This is a genomic window from Bacillus pumilus, assembly GCF_038738535.1.
GTDB lineage: Bacteria > Bacillota > Bacilli > Bacillales > Bacillaceae > Bacillus.
The window spans coordinates 1,884,716-1,902,879 of the sequence record NZ_CP046128.1 but is presented as its reverse complement, the minus strand read 5'-3'; the positions used below and the strand labels follow the sequence as shown (position 1 = coordinate 1,902,879).

At 41.0% G+C, this 18,164-nt stretch carries 24 protein-coding genes; 18 read left to right on the top strand and 6 right to left on the bottom strand.

Annotated elements, in window-relative coordinates:
- Nucleotides 1-104 precede the first annotated feature (104 nt).
- From ilvD to GKC25_RS09400, 8 genes are all read left to right on the top strand, one after another.
- Entirely contained in the window at nt 105-1,781 is a 1,677-nt protein-coding gene (gene ilvD / locus GKC25_RS09435; RefSeq protein WP_106037921.1) for a dihydroxy-acid dehydratase, read from the top strand.
- Nucleotides 1,782-1,863: 82 nt separating this feature from the next.
- A complete protein-coding gene (locus GKC25_RS09430) occupies nt 1,864-2,298 on the top strand; it encodes a BrxA/BrxB family bacilliredoxin (protein ID WP_034660988.1) in 435 nt (144 codons plus the stop codon).
- Between the two features lie 66 nt (nt 2,299-2,364).
- Nucleotides 2,365-3,153, top strand: a complete 789-nt coding sequence (locus GKC25_RS09425) for a class I SAM-dependent methyltransferase (protein WP_342689770.1) — start codon at nt 2,365-2,367, stop codon at nt 3,151-3,153.
- A 433-nt stretch (nt 3,154-3,586) separates the two neighbouring features.
- Entirely contained in the window at nt 3,587-4,204 is a 618-nt protein-coding gene (locus GKC25_RS09420; protein WP_342689769.1) for a YpjP family protein, read from the top strand.
- A gap of 18 nt (nt 4,205-4,222) precedes the next feature.
- Nucleotides 4,223-4,750: a phosphatidylglycerophosphatase A family protein gene (locus tag GKC25_RS09415; RefSeq protein WP_034660983.1), complete on the top strand. Its 528-nt coding sequence runs from the start codon at nt 4,223-4,225 to the stop codon at nt 4,748-4,750.
- 103 nt (nt 4,751-4,853) lie between these two features.
- Nucleotides 4,854-5,648 (top strand): thymidylate synthase, encoded by a 795-nt coding sequence (locus GKC25_RS09410; protein WP_034660982.1) that lies wholly within the window; start codon nt 4,854-4,856, stop codon nt 5,646-5,648.
- Nucleotides 5,645-6,130 carry a type 3 dihydrofolate reductase gene (folA, locus tag GKC25_RS09405; protein WP_342689768.1) on the top strand — a complete coding sequence of 162 codons (486 nt, stop codon included), beginning with the start codon at nt 5,645-5,647 and terminating at the stop codon, nt 6,128-6,130. The genes GKC25_RS09410 and folA overlap by 4 nt, the downstream gene beginning before the upstream one ends.
- Nucleotides 6,131-6,149: 19 nt before the next feature.
- A complete protein-coding gene (locus GKC25_RS09400; RefSeq protein ID WP_034660980.1) occupies nt 6,150-6,773 on the top strand; it encodes a lysophospholipid acyltransferase family protein in 624 nt (207 codons plus the stop codon).
- 35 nt (nt 6,774-6,808) lie between these two features.
- Here the strand turns inward: GKC25_RS09400 and trhA are convergent, their stop codons facing one another.
- Complete coding sequence (gene trhA / locus GKC25_RS09395) at nt 6,809-7,447, bottom strand: PAQR family membrane homeostasis protein TrhA (RefSeq protein ID WP_095285302.1); 639 nt, start codon at nt 7,445-7,447, stop codon at nt 6,809-6,811.
- Nucleotides 7,448-7,461: 14 nt separating this feature from the next.
- Nucleotides 7,462-8,430, bottom strand: a complete 969-nt coding sequence (locus tag GKC25_RS09390; protein WP_106037667.1) for a sigma 54-interacting transcriptional regulator — start codon at nt 8,428-8,430, stop codon at nt 7,462-7,464.
- A gap of 181 nt (nt 8,431-8,611) precedes the next feature.
- On the opposite strand from GKC25_RS09390, the gene ilvA reads away from it, so the two are divergent.
- From ilvA to ypmT, 7 genes are all read left to right on the top strand, one after another.
- Nucleotides 8,612-9,880: a threonine ammonia-lyase IlvA gene (gene ilvA / locus GKC25_RS09385; protein WP_034661970.1), complete on the top strand. Its 1,269-nt coding sequence runs from the start codon at nt 8,612-8,614 to the stop codon at nt 9,878-9,880.
- Between the two features lie 36 nt (nt 9,881-9,916).
- Complete coding sequence (locus GKC25_RS09380) at nt 9,917-10,168, top strand: YpmP family protein (RefSeq protein ID WP_034660976.1); 252 nt, start codon at nt 9,917-9,919, stop codon at nt 10,166-10,168.
- A gap of 187 nt (nt 10,169-10,355) precedes the next feature.
- Entirely contained in the window at nt 10,356-11,198 is an 843-nt protein-coding gene (locus GKC25_RS09375; protein ID WP_034660975.1) for a DegV family protein, read from the top strand.
- A gap of 23 nt (nt 11,199-11,221) precedes the next feature.
- The gene (locus GKC25_RS09370; RefSeq protein WP_034661968.1) at nt 11,222-11,812 is read left to right on the top strand and encodes an SCO family protein; all 591 of its coding nucleotides are present in this window, start codon (nt 11,222-11,224) and stop codon (nt 11,810-11,812) included.
- 69 nt (nt 11,813-11,881) lie between these two features.
- Nucleotides 11,882-12,643 (top strand): SGNH/GDSL hydrolase family protein, encoded by a 762-nt coding sequence (locus GKC25_RS09365; RefSeq protein WP_034660974.1) that lies wholly within the window; start codon nt 11,882-11,884, stop codon nt 12,641-12,643.
- 9 nt (nt 12,644-12,652) lie between these two features.
- On the top strand, nt 12,653-13,219 hold the full coding sequence (locus tag GKC25_RS09360) for a YpmS family protein (RefSeq protein WP_034660973.1): 567 nt from the start codon (nt 12,653-12,655) through the stop codon (nt 13,217-13,219).
- A gap of 22 nt (nt 13,220-13,241) precedes the next feature.
- Entirely contained in the window at nt 13,242-13,439 is a 198-nt protein-coding gene (ypmT, locus tag GKC25_RS09355; protein ID WP_034660972.1) for a protein YpmT, read from the top strand.
- 31 nt (nt 13,440-13,470) lie between these two features.
- Here ypmT and GKC25_RS09350 read toward each other — a convergent pair whose 3' ends face one another.
- The 3 genes from GKC25_RS09350 to GKC25_RS09340 all read right to left on the bottom strand — a co-directional run bounded on the left by GKC25_RS09350 (nt 13,471) and on the right by GKC25_RS09340 (nt 15,003).
- Nucleotides 13,471-14,187, bottom strand: coding sequence for a DUF4397 domain-containing protein (locus GKC25_RS09350; RefSeq protein WP_252067779.1), 717 nt, complete (start codon nt 14,185-14,187; stop codon nt 13,471-13,473).
- Between the two features lie 69 nt (nt 14,188-14,256).
- Complete coding sequence (locus GKC25_RS09345; protein ID WP_034660970.1) at nt 14,257-14,517, bottom strand: hypothetical protein; 261 nt, start codon at nt 14,515-14,517, stop codon at nt 14,257-14,259.
- Between the two features lie 54 nt (nt 14,518-14,571).
- Nucleotides 14,572-15,003 carry a MarR family transcriptional regulator gene (locus GKC25_RS09340; protein WP_034660968.1) on the bottom strand — a complete coding sequence of 144 codons (432 nt, stop codon included), beginning with the start codon at nt 15,001-15,003 and terminating at the stop codon, nt 14,572-14,574.
- Nucleotides 15,004-15,140: 137 nt separating this feature from the next.
- Between GKC25_RS09340 and msrA the strand changes: the two genes are divergently transcribed.
- The gene (gene msrA / locus GKC25_RS09335; protein WP_034660967.1) at nt 15,141-15,677 is read left to right on the top strand and encodes a peptide-methionine (S)-S-oxide reductase MsrA; all 537 of its coding nucleotides are present in this window, start codon (nt 15,141-15,143) and stop codon (nt 15,675-15,677) included.
- Nucleotides 15,674-16,105, top strand: coding sequence for a peptide-methionine (R)-S-oxide reductase MsrB (gene msrB / locus GKC25_RS09330; protein ID WP_095285300.1), 432 nt, complete (start codon nt 15,674-15,676; stop codon nt 16,103-16,105). Before msrA ends, msrB begins: the two co-directional genes overlap by 4 nt.
- A gap of 51 nt (nt 16,106-16,156) precedes the next feature.
- Here the strand turns inward: msrB and GKC25_RS09325 are convergent, their stop codons facing one another.
- Nucleotides 16,157-17,185, bottom strand: coding sequence for an SDR family NAD(P)-dependent oxidoreductase (locus tag GKC25_RS09325; RefSeq protein WP_034660963.1), 1,029 nt, complete (start codon nt 17,183-17,185; stop codon nt 16,157-16,159).
- 243 nt (nt 17,186-17,428) lie between these two features.
- Between GKC25_RS09325 and GKC25_RS09320 the strand changes: the two genes are divergently transcribed.
- Nucleotides 17,429-18,151 (top strand): cytidylyltransferase domain-containing protein, encoded by a 723-nt coding sequence (locus GKC25_RS09320; RefSeq protein ID WP_106037669.1) that lies wholly within the window; start codon nt 17,429-17,431, stop codon nt 18,149-18,151.
- Nucleotides 18,152-18,164 lie beyond the last annotated feature (13 nt).

The window sequence follows — 18,164 nt, the reverse complement described above, 5'->3', positions numbered from 1 at the left end:
TCAGTCATTCATCGGTGGCTAAATAAACAGAAAATTTGTAAAATAAAATCAACTCAAAATCATGCAGTCAACAAGACTTGTAGTATAGGAGGCTTTTTAAACAGATGGCAGAACTACGCAGTAATATGATTAAACAAGGAATTGACAGAGCACCTCACCGAAGCTTACTAAGAGCGGCGGGGGTAAAGGATGAGGACTTCGGCAAGCCATTTATTGCCGTATGTAATTCCTATATTGATATTGTCCCAGGACATGTCCATCTTCAGGAATTCGGGAAAATTGTGAAAGAAGCCATTCGTGAAGCTGGCGGGGTCCCATTTGAATTCAATACGATTGGGGTCGATGATGGAATTGCGATGGGTCATATCGGGATGAGATATTCATTACCAAGCCGTGAAATCATTGCTGACTCTGTAGAAACCGTTGTATCTGCTCACTGGTTTGATGGAATGGTTTGTATTCCTAACTGCGATAAAATTACACCAGGGATGATGATGGCAGCGATGCGTGTCAATATTCCGACTGTCTTTGTCAGCGGTGGACCGATGGAAGCGGGTAGAACAAGTGATGGCAGAAAGATTTCTCTTTCTTCTGTATTTGAAGGCGTTGGTGCATACCAGTCAGGTAAAATTAACGAAGAGGAATTAAATGAATTAGAACAGTTTGGCTGTCCAACCTGCGGTTCTTGTTCAGGTATGTTTACAGCAAACTCAATGAACTGTTTAGCAGAGGCGCTTGGAATTGCTCTTCCTGGAAATGGAACGATTTTGGCTACATCACCAGAGCGAAGAGAATTTGCGAAAAAGTCAGCAAAACAACTGATGGAGCTCATTAAAAAGGATATTAAACCACGTGATATTGTTACTGAAAAAGCAATTGATAACGCATTTGCATTAGATATGGCACTTGGTGGTTCAACCAATACCGTTCTTCACACACTGGCGATCGCAAATGAAGCAGGTGTTGAATATTCACTTGAACGTATCAATGAAGTAGCTGAGCGTGTGCCTCATTTATCAAAACTTGCTCCAGCTTCGGATGTTTATATTGAGGATTTACATGAAGCAGGCGGCGTCACAGCTGCGCTAAATGAATTGTCCAAAAAAGAAGGCGCACTTCATTTAGATACAATGACCGTCACAGCGAAAACGCTTGGTGAGAACATTGCAGGACATGAGGTAAAAGACTATAACGTCATTTATCCAATCGATAAGCCATTTACTGAAAAGGGCGGCTTAGCCGTTTTATTTGGAAACCTTGCGCCAGATGGAGCCATCATTAAAACGGGCGGGGTACAAGATGGGATCACACGTCACGAAGGACCTGCGATCGTATTTGAATCCCAAGAAGAAGCTCTTGAAGGCATCATTAATAGAAAAGTAGAAGCAGGACATGTTGTCATTATTCGCTATGAAGGACCTAAAGGCGGACCTGGTATGCCAGAAATGCTTGCACCAACTTCACAAATTGTCGGCATGGGACTTGGGCCAAAGGTTGCTTTAATTACTGACGGACGTTTTTCCGGCGCTTCTCGTGGTTTGTCCATTGGACACGTCTCTCCAGAGGCAGCTGAAGGCGGCCCGCTCGCCTTTGTTGAAAATGGTGACCATGTCGTGGTTGATATTGAACAACGCATTTTAAGCGTCGATGTTCCAGAGGAAGAATGGAAAAAAAGAAAAGCAAACTGGAAAGGCTTTGAGCCAAAAGTGAAAACTGGCTATCTTGCTAGATATTCAAAACTTGTGACATCAGCCAATACAGGCGGAATCATGAAAATTTAATCTGATATGGAAGATTTGAAAATTGGCTCTCTCTATAGTATCCTTTATTCACAACATAAGGATTTTTAGAGGGGGCTTTTTTATGTCAATGGCATATGAAGAATATATGCGCCAGCTCGTTGTGCCAATGCGCCAAGAGCTGACAAGTGCAGGATTTCAAGAACTTAAGACGGAAGAAGAAGTAGAACAAACCATGCAAGAAGCTGAAGGAACAACATTTGTTGTCATTAATTCTGTATGCGGATGTGCTGCCGGATTAGCACGCCCAGCAGCGACTCAAGCTGTGATGAAGGCAGAAAAAGCTCCAGACAGAATCGTCACAGTATTTGCTGGGCAGGATCGGGAAGCAACGGCAAAAATGAGAGAATACTTCACGGGTGAAGAGCCATCATCTCCTTCTATGGCCCTTTTAAAAGGAAATGAACTCGTTCATTTTATCCCGCGTGACGAAATTGAAGGTCATGAAATGGAAGATATCATGAAAAATGTCTTAACTGCATTCGAAAAACATTGCTAATACAAGTGTTGAAATGCCCTGTGATCAGATCAGGGCATTTTTTCTTGATCATGATGGAGGAACAATATGCTCATTACAACAAGCTTTAGAGCAAATGAACAAACGATTGAAACAGCGAAGGCTCTTGCAGAGGATTTACATGGTGAGTATGTAGAAAGACGCAAACAATCCGTCAAGCAGCTTGCGATGAAACGAGGAGATGTACTTGTTGTCGGGAAAGAAAGATTCGAATGGTATCAGCCCAATGGTGAAAAGTTCTTTTTTCATCCAAGCTCAGCGATGTTCAGGGTGAAGCGGCTCTTGCGCGGAGAAAAGGATCCTTTAATCGAAGCAGCCCAGCTAAAGCCGGGAGATTCCCTTTTAGATTGCACACTTGGCTTAGGGTCTGATGCTATTACTGCAAGCTGTGCGATAGGCAGGAATGGAAGGGTCGTCGGTATAGAAAAGAATCCCATTACGGCGTTACTAGTGCGAGAAGGACTGAACACATGGGAAACAGGGATAGAAGAAGCAGATGAAGCGATGAAACGGATATCTGTGATCAGTGGAGACAGTATCGAGCAGCTAAAGCAGTGTCCTGACCGTTCATTTGATATTGTCTATTTTGATCCGATGTTTGAGGAAACGATTCAAGAATCTACAAGTATAGCGCCGCTGCGTCATGCGGCAGAGCACCACTTTGATCACGAAATAGCCGTGCAAGAGGCGTTAAGAGTGGCAAGAAAAAGAGTGGTTTTAAAAGATCATTGGAAAAGTACACGATTTACAGCGGAATCCTTTCAATTTCACGTCATAAAACGAAAAACAGCCCAATTTCATTATGGTTATATTGAGAAAGAAAAAAGCCCTCACTAAGGGCTTTTACAGCGTGTAGACAAACCCTTGCATTCGTTGTCAGTCCTGCGCTCCGGTACTCACGAATGTCAAATTCGCTCCATTCCAGTGCTCGTCCTTCCTAGACTTCAAAGGTTTTCTATCACGCTGAATAGAAGACAAAGGGCTAAAATCAAGATTATTTTAGCCCTTTGTCAACAATCTGAAAAAGCCCTTTTAAGGGCTTTTAATCCGTAATCTCCATATAGATAAAATAAAACAGTGTCAGCAAGGAAGCTGTGATGAAAAACCCTTCAAGCATACCCATTCCTCCCAAATTTTAGTCGTCATTACTGTCATTGTAAACGTTTTATTATGAAAAAGAAAGTCTCAAATCAGTGACCAAATTGAATGACTGAAAATTCATTATATGCTAGAATAGCAGTATGATAACTTATGGAAGGAATTAGATATCATGAAGATGTGGATGAGAAAAACGCTTGTTGCGCTCTTTACAATTGCAACTTTTGGTTTGATCTCTCCTCCGTCGGCTTTGATGACAGACAAGCTATCTGAACTTTCTTCATCTGATAAAACGCCTTATACAGCGGTTTATGATACATCAGATGAATTGCGCAGCTGGGAACTATCGCAAGAGGACAACAAAGAGCAGGTAGACCCCTTTGAGCAATATAAGGAGGAGGTTCTATCAAGTGCAGAAAATCAATCCTTTCTCAAATTCGGCCGTAAAATCACACCTGTCATTGAAGACGAGTACAGAGAAGAGATTCAACCGAAAATTGAACAAGTGTTAACTGATGTTTTAACAAATTTCAAAGATGACGAAAAATTTCAAGATGTTGTGTTAACTGATCAGCCTTCAAGCGGAAATGGCGAAAAAATCTTCCACATCTACAACCGGAAGACTGGAGAAGATTTGCTCCGTTTTCATGTGAGAAGAGATCAGCCGCCACACAGCGGATATTGGTTTAACTTTCACTACCATACAGCAGAAGATGGATTCCAGACGCATCATGAACTCGGTAATATTTACTGGGACAAAAACACCCCGCCGAGCTGGATGAGCCACTAGAAGGAGATGTCATGCCAATTGAAAAAGTATACAATGAACGAAATGGTGCAGATTACAAAACAAATGTTAAACGAACGTGGAGTGAAAATTGAAGATATTGCACATATTGTGCTAAAGCTTCAAGAAAAATATCATCCAAACCTTCCACTTAGTGTCTGTATTGAAAATGTTGAAAAAGTGTTGAATAAAAGGGAAATTGTCCATGCGGTTTTAACAGGACTTGCCCTTGATCAGCTGGCTGAAAAAAAGCTATTGCCAGAACCATTGCAGCACTTAGTTGAAACAGACGAGCCGCTATATGGTATTGATGAAATTATTCCGCTTTCCATTGTCAATGTATATGGATCAATCGGTTTGACCAACTTCGGTTATTTAGATAAAGAGAAATTTGGTATTATTCGAGAATTAGATGAAGGTCGTCCAGGTGAAGTGCATACCTTCCTTGATGACCTTGTCGCCGCGCTTGCCGCAGCAGCAGCTAGCCGTATTGCTCACTCACACCAAGATATTAAGGACGAAGAGCAGGATCGAGTGAATCAAGTATAAAAAGAAAAACATGTCTGCTCATCATGCAGGCATGTTTTTTTGGTTTAAACAAAAGCAGAAATAAGGTAAACTACAACAAGAACATAAATAAAGGATGAAAAAAATGAAACAATACAAAGAGTTATGCCGTCATGTATTACAGCACGGGGATGAAAAAGGTGACAGAACGGGAACAGGTACAATCAGCACGTTCGGTTACCAGATGAGATTTGATTTGCAGGAAGGATTTCCGCTTTTAACAACAAAGAAATTGCACCTGAAATCAATTATTCATGAGTTACTGTGGTTTTTAAAAGGTGATACAAATGTCAAATATCTTCAGGAAAATGGCGTCCGGATTTGGAACGAATGGGCAGATGATAATGGCGAACTGGGCCGTGTGTACGGAGCGCAGTGGCGATCTTGGGCTAGTGGGGACGGTGAGACTGTGGATCAGATCACAAAGCTGATCCACGATATCGAGCATAATCCGAATTCAAGAAGACTGATCGTCAGCGCTTGGAACCCGGGTGAAATTGATCAAATGGCGCTGCCTCCATGTCATTGTCTGTTTCAATTTTACGTATCAAACGGGAAGCTTTCCTGCCAGCTTTATCAAAGATCGGCAGATATCTTTTTAGGCGTGCCATTTAATATTGCTTCATATGCCCTTCTCACGATGATGATTGCCAAAGTTACAAATCTTGAGCCAGGAGAGTTTATTCATACGCTAGGAGATGCTCATATTTATCAGAATCATCTTCCGCAGGTGAAAATGCAGCTAGAGCGCGAGGAACGCACGCTTCCGCAGCTTCGCATCACAAGAGATGTGAAAAGCATTTTTGATTTCACGTTCGATGATTTTGTACTTGAGAACTATGATCCACATCCGCATATCAAAGGAGAAGTCAGTGTATGATTTCAATGATTGTGGCGACAGGAAAAGACAGAGTCATTGGTCAAGATAATCAAATGCCTTGGCATTTACCAGCTGATTTAGCGTATTTTAAGAAGGTCACAGGCGGCCATACGATTGTCATGGGCAGAAAAACGTTTGAATCAATCGGACGAGCGCTTCCTAACCGCCGTAATATCGTTTTGACGACAAGTTCTTCTTTTGAAACAGAAGGATGCGAGGTTGTCCATTCCATTGCTGATATTTTGGCAATCGGGGAGAACGAGACAGAGTTATTTATCATCGGCGGGTCTAAGCTGTATGAAGAAATGATGCCATATGCGAATCGTCTATATATCACGCATATTCACCATGCGTTTGAAGGAGACCGCTACTTTCCTGATTACAATGAAAACGAATGGACGGTTGTATCACGCGAAAAAGGCCATCGTGACGAAAAGAACCCCTACAATTATGAATTTGTCGTTTATGACAAAAAAGGATAAATGAGTAGGAGGAGTACGGTTGTTTCGTTATTGGTTTTTAACGATTTATGTTGCCCTATCCATTTTTAAAAGTATGAGGCATTTGCATGCTCATGAATTAACTGATCCGCGCATTTCCTATACGAAACGAATGCATCTCATTCATGAGCATGCAAAAAGGTTTGCCCGGGGCTGTATTGATCAGTCAGGATCAGTCATGACCATTCACCAGCAAAAGAAGCTGCCAGATGGACCCGTTATTTATATCACACAGGCACTGAATCCAGTCACGACGACATTATTGATTGGTCACCTTGAGAAGCCATTTGCTTTCATGGCAAAGCCGAATCTTTTTCGATATCCCATTTTAAAACAATGGCTGAAGAAGATGGCGGTTATTCATCAGAATCAATCTGATGATGCCTTATTAGAAGAAGCAAAGGAAAGAATCTTATCTGGGCAGAGCGTATTGCTTTCAGAAGCACAGCGTCACATGGCAGAGGCACTTGCTGAAGATTGTGATTGTCCGCTTGTACCGATTGAAACAAGTGGAACGGATCGTCTATTAACTGGGAAAGTCGTGAAAAGGCTGCGCCCTGTTAATGTTGATATTCATATTAAAGCACCTGTCATGATGAGTGATTACGCCCAAAAGCGCGCATAGAAAAACCAGCATCCGAAAGTGGATGCTGGTTTTTTTCATGCAGCAGGAATGTTCACACAATAGAAGAGAATGCAGAAGAACATCGATGCACTGCCGCCGAGTACAAAGCTGTGCCAAATGGCATGATGATAGGGGATTTTCCGCCAAATATAAAAGATGGTTCCGACTGAATACAATAGACCGCCTAACAGTAAGAGGCCAAATCCTGCGCCCGTTAACCCAATGTAAAGTGGTTTGATGGCAATGATAATCATCCAGCCCATTAATAAATAAACGAGCGTGGACACAATGATAAACCGTTTAACGAAAAAGATTTTAAAGACAATCCCGCCAGCAGCAAGAGCCCATACAATCGCAAGAAGAGTATAGCCTAGTGCGCCTTTTAATGGTCCTAGTAAAAAGGGCGTATATGTACCAGCAATCAATACATAAATAGCCGAGTGGTCGAGGATTTCAAATACATCTTTTGTTTTTTTGTGCCGTATGCTATGAAGCAAGGTTGAGCTTAAATAGAGCAGCAGCATGGATGCGCCAAATATCGAAAAGCTGATGATGTCTGTGACAGTGCCGTATTGAACAGCGAATAAAACGAGAAAAACAATGGCTGGTATGGATAAAATAACGCCAATGCCATGTGTAATGGCGTTTGCAATTTCTTCTTTTACAGTAAACAATGGATAGCCTCCTTTTATTGAACCGGTATATAACCATCAAGTGATTTCAGGAATGAAAGACCTTCAAGTGTAATCTTCGTGCCAGCCCTGCCTTTTCCTTTCGTCACGTAAGCTTTTTTCTCAAGATCATCTAATCGGCTCCTCACCTGCTGAGGGGTCAGCGGAATGTCGCCTTGTTTGCTTAATTCAGACAAGATGCGTCTGCTGGCTGCTTCACCTTTCTCATTGAGAGACTTAATGGCTTCCAGCAGGAAAACAAACTCTTGTTTTTCCATTAGTGTGAGCTGGTGTTCTTCCTTTTTTCCTTTTACGTCCGGCGAAAGAGGTGTTAACACAAAAGGCGGCAGGTGGTGTAAAAATACCGTTTGCCCCTCGAGAATGACTGCAGCATAATGAACGATATTTTTGAGTTCCTGTACGTTTCCTTCAAACGGATACTCCTGCAAGGTTTCCCAAACACTTGGATCAATATCAGGCGTCATGCTCAGCTCCTGAAAGAAAGCAGTTGTTAACACAGGAATGTCTGTTTTTCGATCTGCTAATGACGGCAGGGGCAAATGAAAAACATTTAAACGATAAAACAGCTCAGGTAAAAAGGTAGATGACACCCTCAATGCCTCTATTGATAAAGACGAAGTGGCAATGATTTTTGTTGCAAAAGATGTTTCTAGAAAACGAATGACCTGATGCTGCATAGGAATACTTAATGCGGCGATTTCGTCTAAATAAAGAATTTGACGGGTCTTTTCCGTGAAGGCTTTCTGTAAGGTATCTTCATCTAAGACGGGGCAATATAGATGTGTCAGTGAAGCGTTTGGAGCAGCTGCATTTGCAATTTCCTGGGCAAATAGTGTTTTGCCTGTGCCAATTTCTCCTGTTATCAAGACCGGCTGCTCGTGTTTTGTGAATTGCTTTGCCAGATGAATGGCACGCTTGATATATTGATGCTCTCCATATATAGACGTAAACGAATGTGTGGTCATCGGGTGATTCCTTTCTTTGTGGTTCTAATTGGTTCAATTGTAACACCCAATAAAACCAAATGTACAGAAAAACGAAAAAGTTTATGAAATTTATGCTTGATCCATGATCTATTGGTTTATTTTTTGAATATTCATGTTATAATGACAAATTAAATAAGGTTAAAGAGAAAGGATCTTGTACATGAAACCGTTGCTCAAAGAAAACACGCTAATTCAAGTGAAAGACATTTTAAAGGCCCATCAAAATTTGAAGGATGTAGTGATTCATACACCTCTTCAAAAAAATGAGCGACTTTCTGAACGATATGAATGTAATGTCTACTTAAAAAGAGAGGATCTTCAAGTAGTTCGTTCCTTTAAATTAAGAGGCGCTTTTAATAAAATGAGCCAGCTTCCAAAAGATAAACTAGAAAACGGCATTGTCTGTGCAAGTGCAGGAAATCACGCACAGGGTGTTGCCTATTCTTGTAAATATTTAGGGATCCACGGGAAAATCTTTATGCCTGCCACGACACCAAGGCAAAAAGTATCTCAAGTGGAGCTTTTCGGAAAAGAATATGTTGAAATTATCTTAACCGGAGATACGTTTGATGATTCATATCATGAAGCAGTAAAATGCGGAGATGAAGAGAAGCGCGAGTTTATCCATCCGTTTGATGATTTGGATGTGATGGCAGGACAAGGAACGACTGCTGTAGAAATATTAAATGATATCGAAGTGGAGCCTCACTTTTTATTTGCAAGTGTTGGAGGTGGAGGTCTGTTATCTGGAGTTGGTACATATATCAAAAATATCGCCCCAGAAACCGAAATCATTGCAGTCGAACCACTTGGCGCAGCTTCACTCCATGCTTCCCATGAAAAGGGCAAGGTTGTGACACTTGATTCAATTGATAAGTTTGTAGACGGAGCAGCGGTTCAGCGGATTGGCGAAAAGACGTTTACATCGCTTCAGTCCGTTGTCGATAAAATCAGTCTTGTACCTGAAGGAAAAGTATGTACAACCATTTTAGAGCTGTATAATCAATGTGCGATTGTAGCAGAGCCGGCAGGCGCACTGCCGATCGCAGCGCTGGATGCCCATCGCGAGGAGATTAAAGGGAAAAATGTTGTCTGTATTGTCAGTGGAGGAAATAATGACATTGGCAGAATGCAGGAAATCAAAGAACGGTCGATGATCTATGAAGGGCTTCAACATTATTTCATTGTCAATTTTCCGCAAAGAGCAGGAGCGCTTCGGGAATTTTTAGATGAAGTATTAGGTCCAAATGATGATATCTCACGCTTTGAATATACGAAAAAGAATAACCGAAGCAAAGGCCCCGCGCTTGTTGGCATCGAATTGAATGAAAGAGATGACTATGCGGCACTGATTGAACGGATGAATAAAAAAGGCTTCCATTATGTTGAAGTGAATAAAGATCAAGATTTATTCCACCTATTTATTTAGGCCTAACAGAACATTGGAAAAGAGGATTGATCGTTTGTGCTGCTCAAAACAATATGTTTTAGACGGATGGATGGAGCTCAGATCAAGGTAACAGAAGTCCCTGTACTAAAGGGAGATGAGACGTATGGTTTCATGCTCACCTTTAGACTTGAAGCTTTCTTGAAAAAAGTCTATGTATCTAAAGGAAAGAGAGCTGTATACTCTTTCAGAGAGGATGTGAAACGTAACGTCAAGTGGAGCACATATGAGCAGATCTATCAGGAGCCTACACTGAAACACAATGCGTAAATAGAAATCTTTGTCAAGTGGAGTGAGCGGCCGTTTTGAAATGACAGCTGCTCAGCTTGGCAAAGATTTTTTTCATAAAAAGAAGAAAATGTGACAATTTTAAAAACGTCATGACAGTTGTTTTCAAGTATGCACGAAATAAGGTAATATCATAAGTAAAGACTAAGACAGCAAGGATGAGACGATAGTGAAACAAATTAAAATTGTAACAGATTCAACTGTGGACCTTCCGCAAGAAAAAATCAATGATCTATCCATTCACGTGATTCCGCTCAATATCTCCATTTCTGGGGTTGATTATATTGACCGAGTGAATATACAGCCAGATGAATTTATTGAAAAAATGGAGGCCGCTGAGGAATTGCCGAAAACGTCTCAACCTGCGATCGGTCAATTCGTCGAATTATATGAAAAGCTCACAGCAGATGGAAGCGAAGTCATTAGTATCCATTTAACGGGTGGGATGAGTGGTACTGTTCAAACTGCTGAAAGCGCTTCGAAAATGGTAGACGGAAACATCACGGTGATTGATTCAAATTTTATTTCCTATGGGTTAGGTTTTCAAGTCAGCAAAGCAGCAGAGCTTGCAAAAAATGGTGCAAGCCGTGAAGACATCATCAAAGAAATGGATAAAATCCGTCTTAAAACAAAGCTATTTGTCACAATCGATACATTAGAAAATCTCGTGAAAGGTGGAAGAATTGGAAGAGGAAAGGCGCTGATCGGCTCACTTCTTCATATCAAACCAATTGCCAGCTTAACGGATGGGGTATACACGCCGGAAGCGAATGTGAGAAGCTATTCTGCTCTTGTCCGCTATTTGACCAAACAGTATGTACAGGCCGTGAAAGGAAAAACAGTTCAAGCCATTGGGATAGCGCATGCAGATGCATTAGAACTCGCTGAAAAGCTCAAATCAGCGCTGCTTGATCACACACCTGAAGCACTTGTTGACATCGCCTACACAACACCGATTATTTCGTGTCACACTGGAAAAGGCGCAATAGGCTTTACTTTTTATACCGATTGATTGAAAAAGGGGATGGACGTACCATGCTTAAAAAAAGGGGAGCCTCACTTGGTGCGCTTATTATCATAAGCGTGCTTCTTTTAGTCTCATGTTCAAATGGACAAATCAAAGATGCGTTAAATTATCAAATACAGCCGTTTGAGTATGAAAATCAGGATGGTCAAAAGGTGTCATTGGATGATTTGAAGGGGAAAGTATGGGTTGCAGATTTTATTTTCACAAGCTGTGAAACGATCTGTCCGCCGATGACTGCTCATATGACAGAGCTGCAAAAACGGTTAAAAGAAGAAAAATTGGATGCGCATATCATTTCCTTTAGCGTGGACCCGGAGGTAGACTCACCGAATAAGCTAAAAGAATTTGCAAAAGCATATCCATTGTCCTTTAAAAATTGGGATTTTCTCACTGGCTATTCACAGTCCGCAATCGAAAAATTCGCAATGAAGAGCTTTAAAACCATTGTGAAGAAACCTGAAGATGAAGACCAAGTGATTCATCAGTCATTGTTTTTCCTAGTTGATCAAGAAGGGAAAGTGATGAAAAATTATGATGGCGTACAAAATACACCTTATGATGAAATTATCAAGGACATCAAAACGCTGAATCGAAGCTAGCATAAGGATGTTCAAATGAGCGAAAACATGATACACTTTTTTAATCAGAAAAAGGAGGGACATCATCGTTTGAAGGCTCGTTTGATTTTGATTGTGATGTCTCTAGCTTTTGTTCTTTCTGCATGTTCCGCGCAAGAGGCTGGCATAAAGGATAAACTAGAAGACACACAAGACGTAAAAGAACATATTACGATCGCAGCGGTTGGAGATTCCTTAACAGAAGGAATCGGAGATCAACATAAAAAAGGATATGCAGGCATGACCCGTGACAAGTTAGAAGCGGTGGACGGCGTGCAATCTGTCACATTAAAAAATTATGCCATTAAAGGCAGTAGAACGGTAGATTTATTAAAAAGATTAAAAGAAAAAAAGGTGCAAGACGGACTGAAAGACGCTGACTATATTTTCTTTACGATCGGCGGCAATGACTTAATGCATGTTGTCCATCAAAATGTGCTCAATTTGACGTTTGCTCCTTTTCAAAAAGAGCAGGGTCCTTTTGAGGAGCGCTTTAAAACCATTCTTGCTCAATTGAGACAGCACAATGATCATGCGAAGATCATGTATGTCAGCATGTACAATCCCTTTAAGTTCAGTTTGTCTGAGCTGCGAGATATTGATGAAGTCGTCAAAGATTGGAATGCCGCTGCCAAAAAGGAACTGAAAAAAGACGGCAACGCTGATATGATCAATGTAGCAGATTTATTTGAGGAAGATTCTGATGAAAAATTACTGGCAGATGATGATTTCCACCCAAACCAAAAGGGGTACTCTCTTATGGCAAATCGTTTATTCTCCAAAGTGAAAAAAGAAGGACTGCCGAAGGAATAGGGTGAACGTATGAAAAAGTGGAAAAGCTTATTTTTTATTTTACTTGCAATCAATCTATTGATTGTTCTTGCCTGCGGTATTTTGATGATGCTGCCAGGCGGTCAATCCGCTTCAACTAAAGAATTAAAAAGCGAGTATTCTTTTAATATATCTAGCTCAAAGGAATCGCTCACCAGCTTTATCAATGATTACTTGAAAAATCAAGGATCAAGTGATATGCCAGATTTTCATGTGGCGATCGATCAAGATGTGAAAGTAACAGGCGCAATTAAAGCTTTCTCTTCGACTATTGATGCAAACGTCTCTTTTACGCCAACTGTCGAAGATAATGGTGATGTGCTGTTGAAAGTGGATGGCCTTTCAATTGGACAATTGAGCATTCCGATTAGTTTTGTTTTAAGCTACATGGGCCAGTTCTATGAACTGCCAGAATTCGTTCATGTGAAACCGGATCAAAAAACGGTTGAAGTACGCCTTTCAGAAATGCCACTGACGAATGATATGTATGTGAAAGCAAACAAAATTGATCTAGAGAACGATGAAATTGAGTTCTCATATTATCATCCAAAGCAATAGAAAGTGAGTCAGGAGTGAAATCATGAAGCGAGTCTATCAATATTTTAGTTTACTGTCGCTTTTATTTGCTGCGTACTTTGGCATTACAGCTGCCACTGATTTAAGAGCAGAAAATATCGATCAGTTTTACTTAAATATTGCCTATTGTGCATTATTTCTAGGTATCATGATTCTTGCTTTTGATTTTCAAAAGCAAGAAAAAGCTGAAGATGTCTCGTAAAGAGCCTTTTCCATTGAGGAAAGGCTCTTTTTTATATTTGCTGAGACAAGACCACCTTCGCCATAAGCTCTGGCTCTCCGTTAGCAAAGCCATGAAGCAGAATAAGGTATGCGCGATTTGCTTGCAGATGAACTTTGGGGATATCAAGCAGTATACTTTGAGTGCCAGCAGCTTTCAATTCAAAATGATATTTATTCGGGGAGAAATGATGAATGTGAGTGCCGTTTACATAATGAAGCTCCTTTGATAACACCCCTTGATCACGTTCATATATATCAATGGAAGGAAGGTCTGGAGACAGATGGACAAATGTAAGGGCTGACAGGTCCTCGTGTTGAATCACAGGGTCTTGCCGCTCTGTCAGCAGCGCAAAACCTGCATGAGCACCTGTGATACATAGGGTGTAAATCTCGCTACGTTTAATCATCATGCAAGAATGAAGAACTCTTTCTTTTGTAGCCAGCTTGAACACTTCTATCTCATAAATTCCCTCATCCCACTCCATATAAGCTGTCAAATGACTGTAAGGCATTTTTTTCAAGACCTCATTCCGATTCACATATACAGCGAGCTCACTAAGATCTGGTGCAGCGTGAAAGAGCCGAATAAAGGCTTTGGATGAAAGGCTGCTTTGAGGGTGCTCGAAGCCCGCAGCGAGTGGACGGTATGGAAAGTCATGATAAGAGAGCTGCTGCATGTCATCAATCCCTACTTTCTTATGCGATGGTGTTTTTTGTAGCGTATGCATGAAAAAGGCGATCTGTATAGGCAAAAGAAGCATAGAAAAAAGCCTGACGTTTTCCGTCAGGCCCGCAAGTTAAGAAGGAGAAGAATATTGATGATATTCGGCTAGCTTAATGAACGTTTTTTCATCCTCAATTAAACCACAAACGCCGCACTGGACTTTTATTTGAGGACCTTGATAGCTCACGTGAAAAGGAGAAAGCTGCTCTCCTTCGTATCTTTCGACAACTGCTCCGGTCGCAGGATCCAGCTTCACAGGTTCTGAAAGCTGCTCAATCAGATTAAAGCGAGTTCTGTTTGTTTTACAGTTTGGACAAAGATAAGGGCTTGTCATGGTTCATTCCACCTCTTTTTATCCGTAGCATGTCCAGAGCGCTAAAATCTATGCTTAATCCTTTTGACTTTTATCCAGCTTTTTAAATAATTTGATCATTGTTTTCAGTTCTTCGTCGTCGAATGACTCAAATCGCTCCATAAAGTATTCTGTTTTCTTTTTCTCAAAATGCTCAGTAATTTCCTTACCCTTATCGGTTAAGTGGATTTTGATGATGCGGCGATCCTCTTTAGAACGGATACGGGTAATCCAGCCCTTTTCTACGAGTGTGTCGGTCACAGCTGTGATATGGCTTGCTGACACCCCTAGAATGGACGCAAATTCCGTTACTTTTTTTGCACCTTGCTCACGAAGCAGATTTAAAATGAGAAATTCATTCCGAGATAATTCGTTTTCGAGCAGGCTGTTAATCTCATAACGGATCTGCTTAAATACGGTTCTCAGTAAAGAATCCATTTCATACATCATTTGTTTTCTTTGTTCCAATCATTAAACCCCCATTATATTTTAAGATACGACAGAATGCTTTCTTTTATTTTAGGTATACAAGTCGTATCATTTTCATTATTTTTCATCATGTTATAATATGATGATACCATTTTTTAAATGAAGGGGGCACTAATATGTCTGAAAAACAAGAATTAGCCACATTTGCAGGAGGCTGCTTCTGGTGTATGGTTAAACCTTTTGATGAACAGCCGGGCATTATCAAAGTTGAATCAGGGTATACTGGCGGACATACAGTGAATCCGACCTATGAGGAAGTATGTACAAATACAACGGGACATAGAGAAGCGGTTCAAATCACGTTTGATCCAGACGTTTTCCCGTATGAAAAGCTATTAGAACTGTATTGGCAGCAAATAGACCCAACAGATGATGGAGGGCAATTTGGTGATAGAGGAGAGTCCTACCGCACAGGTATTTATGTTCATCATGACGAGCAGAGAAAGCTTGCAGAAGCATCGAAAGAGAAGCTGAACGAAAGCGGCACTTTCCAAAAGCCAATTGTGACAGAAATTTTAGATGCTGGTCCTTTTTATCCCGCAGAGGAATATCATCAGCATTATTATAAAAAGAACAAAATGCACTACGAACGATATCATGTCGGTTCGGGCAGAGCGGGTTTTATTGAGTCCCATTGGAGTGATAAATCATGACAAACGAAAAAGAAAAGCGTCTGAAAGAATTAAACCGAATGCAGTTCGAAGTCACGCAAAATAATGGCACTGAGCCGCCATTTCAAAATGAATTCTGGGATCACAAAGAAGAAGGCATTTATGTGGATATCATTTCAGGCAAGCCGCTTTTTTCATCTTTAGATAAGTTTGATGCCCATTGCGGCTGGCCGAGTTTCACAAAGCCGCTTGAAGATGAGGAAGTAGCGGAGAAGGTGGATACGAGCCATGGGATGGTGCGGACAGAGGTGCGCAGCAAAACAGCTGATTCTCATCTAGGTCATGTCTTTCCTGATGGTCCAGGACCAAATGGTCTTCGGTATTGTATTAACTCAGCCGCTTTGAAGTTTATCCCAAAAGATGATCTTGAAAAAGAAGGCTATGGGGATTTGATACATCTATTTGATTGATCTATTTAAAAATCGTCACATGGAAGGCATCTGCTTCCGTGTGACGATTTTTTATTTTTTATGATGCGTGTGATGTAATTGTTCAATGATGTGGAATAGCTTTTCTTTTGTAATGAGAGGCGCTTCATTTGATGTGTAATTGGTTAAGTCGACTTTTTGAAAGTCAGCGTGCAGTTGTGGTCTTGGTAAAATGGCATAAAATTGTTCATGCTCAAATAGTGCATCTGCTTCGTGCTGAAATGTGAGCTCTTCGTGAAGCTTTTCTCCAGGTCTTTTCCCAACAACGAGAATATCCGGGGGTGCGACATTGATTTGAGTGGCATATTCATGAAACGCTTTTAAGAGATCAGCAAGCTGTAATGACTCCATCTTGAGAATGAACGTTTCGCCGCCTTTCATCATGATTGCTGCTTGAAGTGTGAGGGAGACAGCCTCTTCGATGGACATAAAAAAACGTGTCATATTAGGGTCAGTTACGGTCAAAGGTTTTTCATTTAACAGCTGCTGGAGCATGATGGGAATGACTGAACCTCTTGATCCAAGCACATTGCCAAAACGCACAGAGCAAAACATCGTTTTTTGATTCGGAATACTTTCGTTTGCTTGGAAAAATAGTTTTTCTGAAATTAATTTTGTTGCACCCATGGCATTTGTCGGAGAAACCGCTTTGTCAGTTGATATGTTGACAACATGACTGACTTCATGTTCGATTGCGGCTTCAATGACGTGCTGCCCTCCGATAATATTCGTTTGCACGGCTTCAAACGGATTGTCTTCACAAGTGGGTACTTGTTTTAAGGCGGCTGCATGAAAGATGATATCAACGCCTTTGACGAGCTGTCTCACGCGGCTTGCATCTCGTACATCTCCTAAAGCGAATGCAACTTCTGGATGATCTGCATACTCATTTTTCATCATGTATTGTTTGCTGTCATCTTTGCTGAAGACGATAATCTTCTTTGGAGAGCATGATGTTAATTTTTTCACAATTTGACGGCCGATCGAACCCGTACCGCCTGTGACTAATATCGTTTTGTCACGAAAAAAAGCCTTCAAACTCGTTTCTATCTTTTTGGACATATCTAATCCCCCAACTCTCATTTCTCTACTTTGCATCATATGTGAAAGAGCGGTATCCGTTTGAGGAAAAGAACCACTTTCTATATAAATTAGGTGAACAAATTATAACCATCTGCTTGACGTCTTAATAGAATATGGAGAGATAAGAGAACAAGTAGAAAAACGAGAGACCTGAACACTTCAGTACTGCGATCAGCTCGGATAAAAATGAAGAGAGCTTTGCGCGAGGGGAGAAGGGAATACATGTATAGGGGAAATCGTATTTTAGCCTTGATACCAGCTTTTAGAAGTAGGCGCGATCAGCACGATGAACACATTCGCGTATTGGCGGAGCGGCCGCTCATCTATTGGACCATTCAGCCGTTACTGCAAATGATTGAGTTAGATGAAGTCATCGTCTCTACAGAGGATGTCAATACTCAAATCATTTCATCTCACTACGGAGCCCATGTGATTGAACTGCCAGACACGCATGTAACGGAACAAACACCGTCACTCATAGCTGTGAAGCATGCGCTTGCTTATTTAGAACGTGAGGGGAAGACCTTTGATATTGTTCTATATTTGCATCCATCGTCTCCTTTAAGAGAGCCGGAAGATATTGAGAAGTGCTTGCAGCTTCTAGTAGAAGGGAATTATGACTGCATGGCATCTTTTACAGAGGCGCTAGAAAACCCAAATGAAACATGGACACTGCATGAGAATAATGAAGCAACTTTATATAAGGACAATCATTACTTTTTCATACCAAAGCATGAGCAGCCATATACGTATGGCCGTTTAAATGGAGCAGTGTATGCTTTTTATGTTCCATATGCAAAAGAATGCATTCATTCCTTTTTAGAAGGATCTGTTGGAGCGTATATCATGGATCGCCAAAAATCACTCGTGGTGAAACAGGAGGAAGACCTTGAGAAAGCGGAGAAAGTCTTATTGGCTCGCCGAGATGCGGAGGGTTATGCATAAGATGAATTTCAAC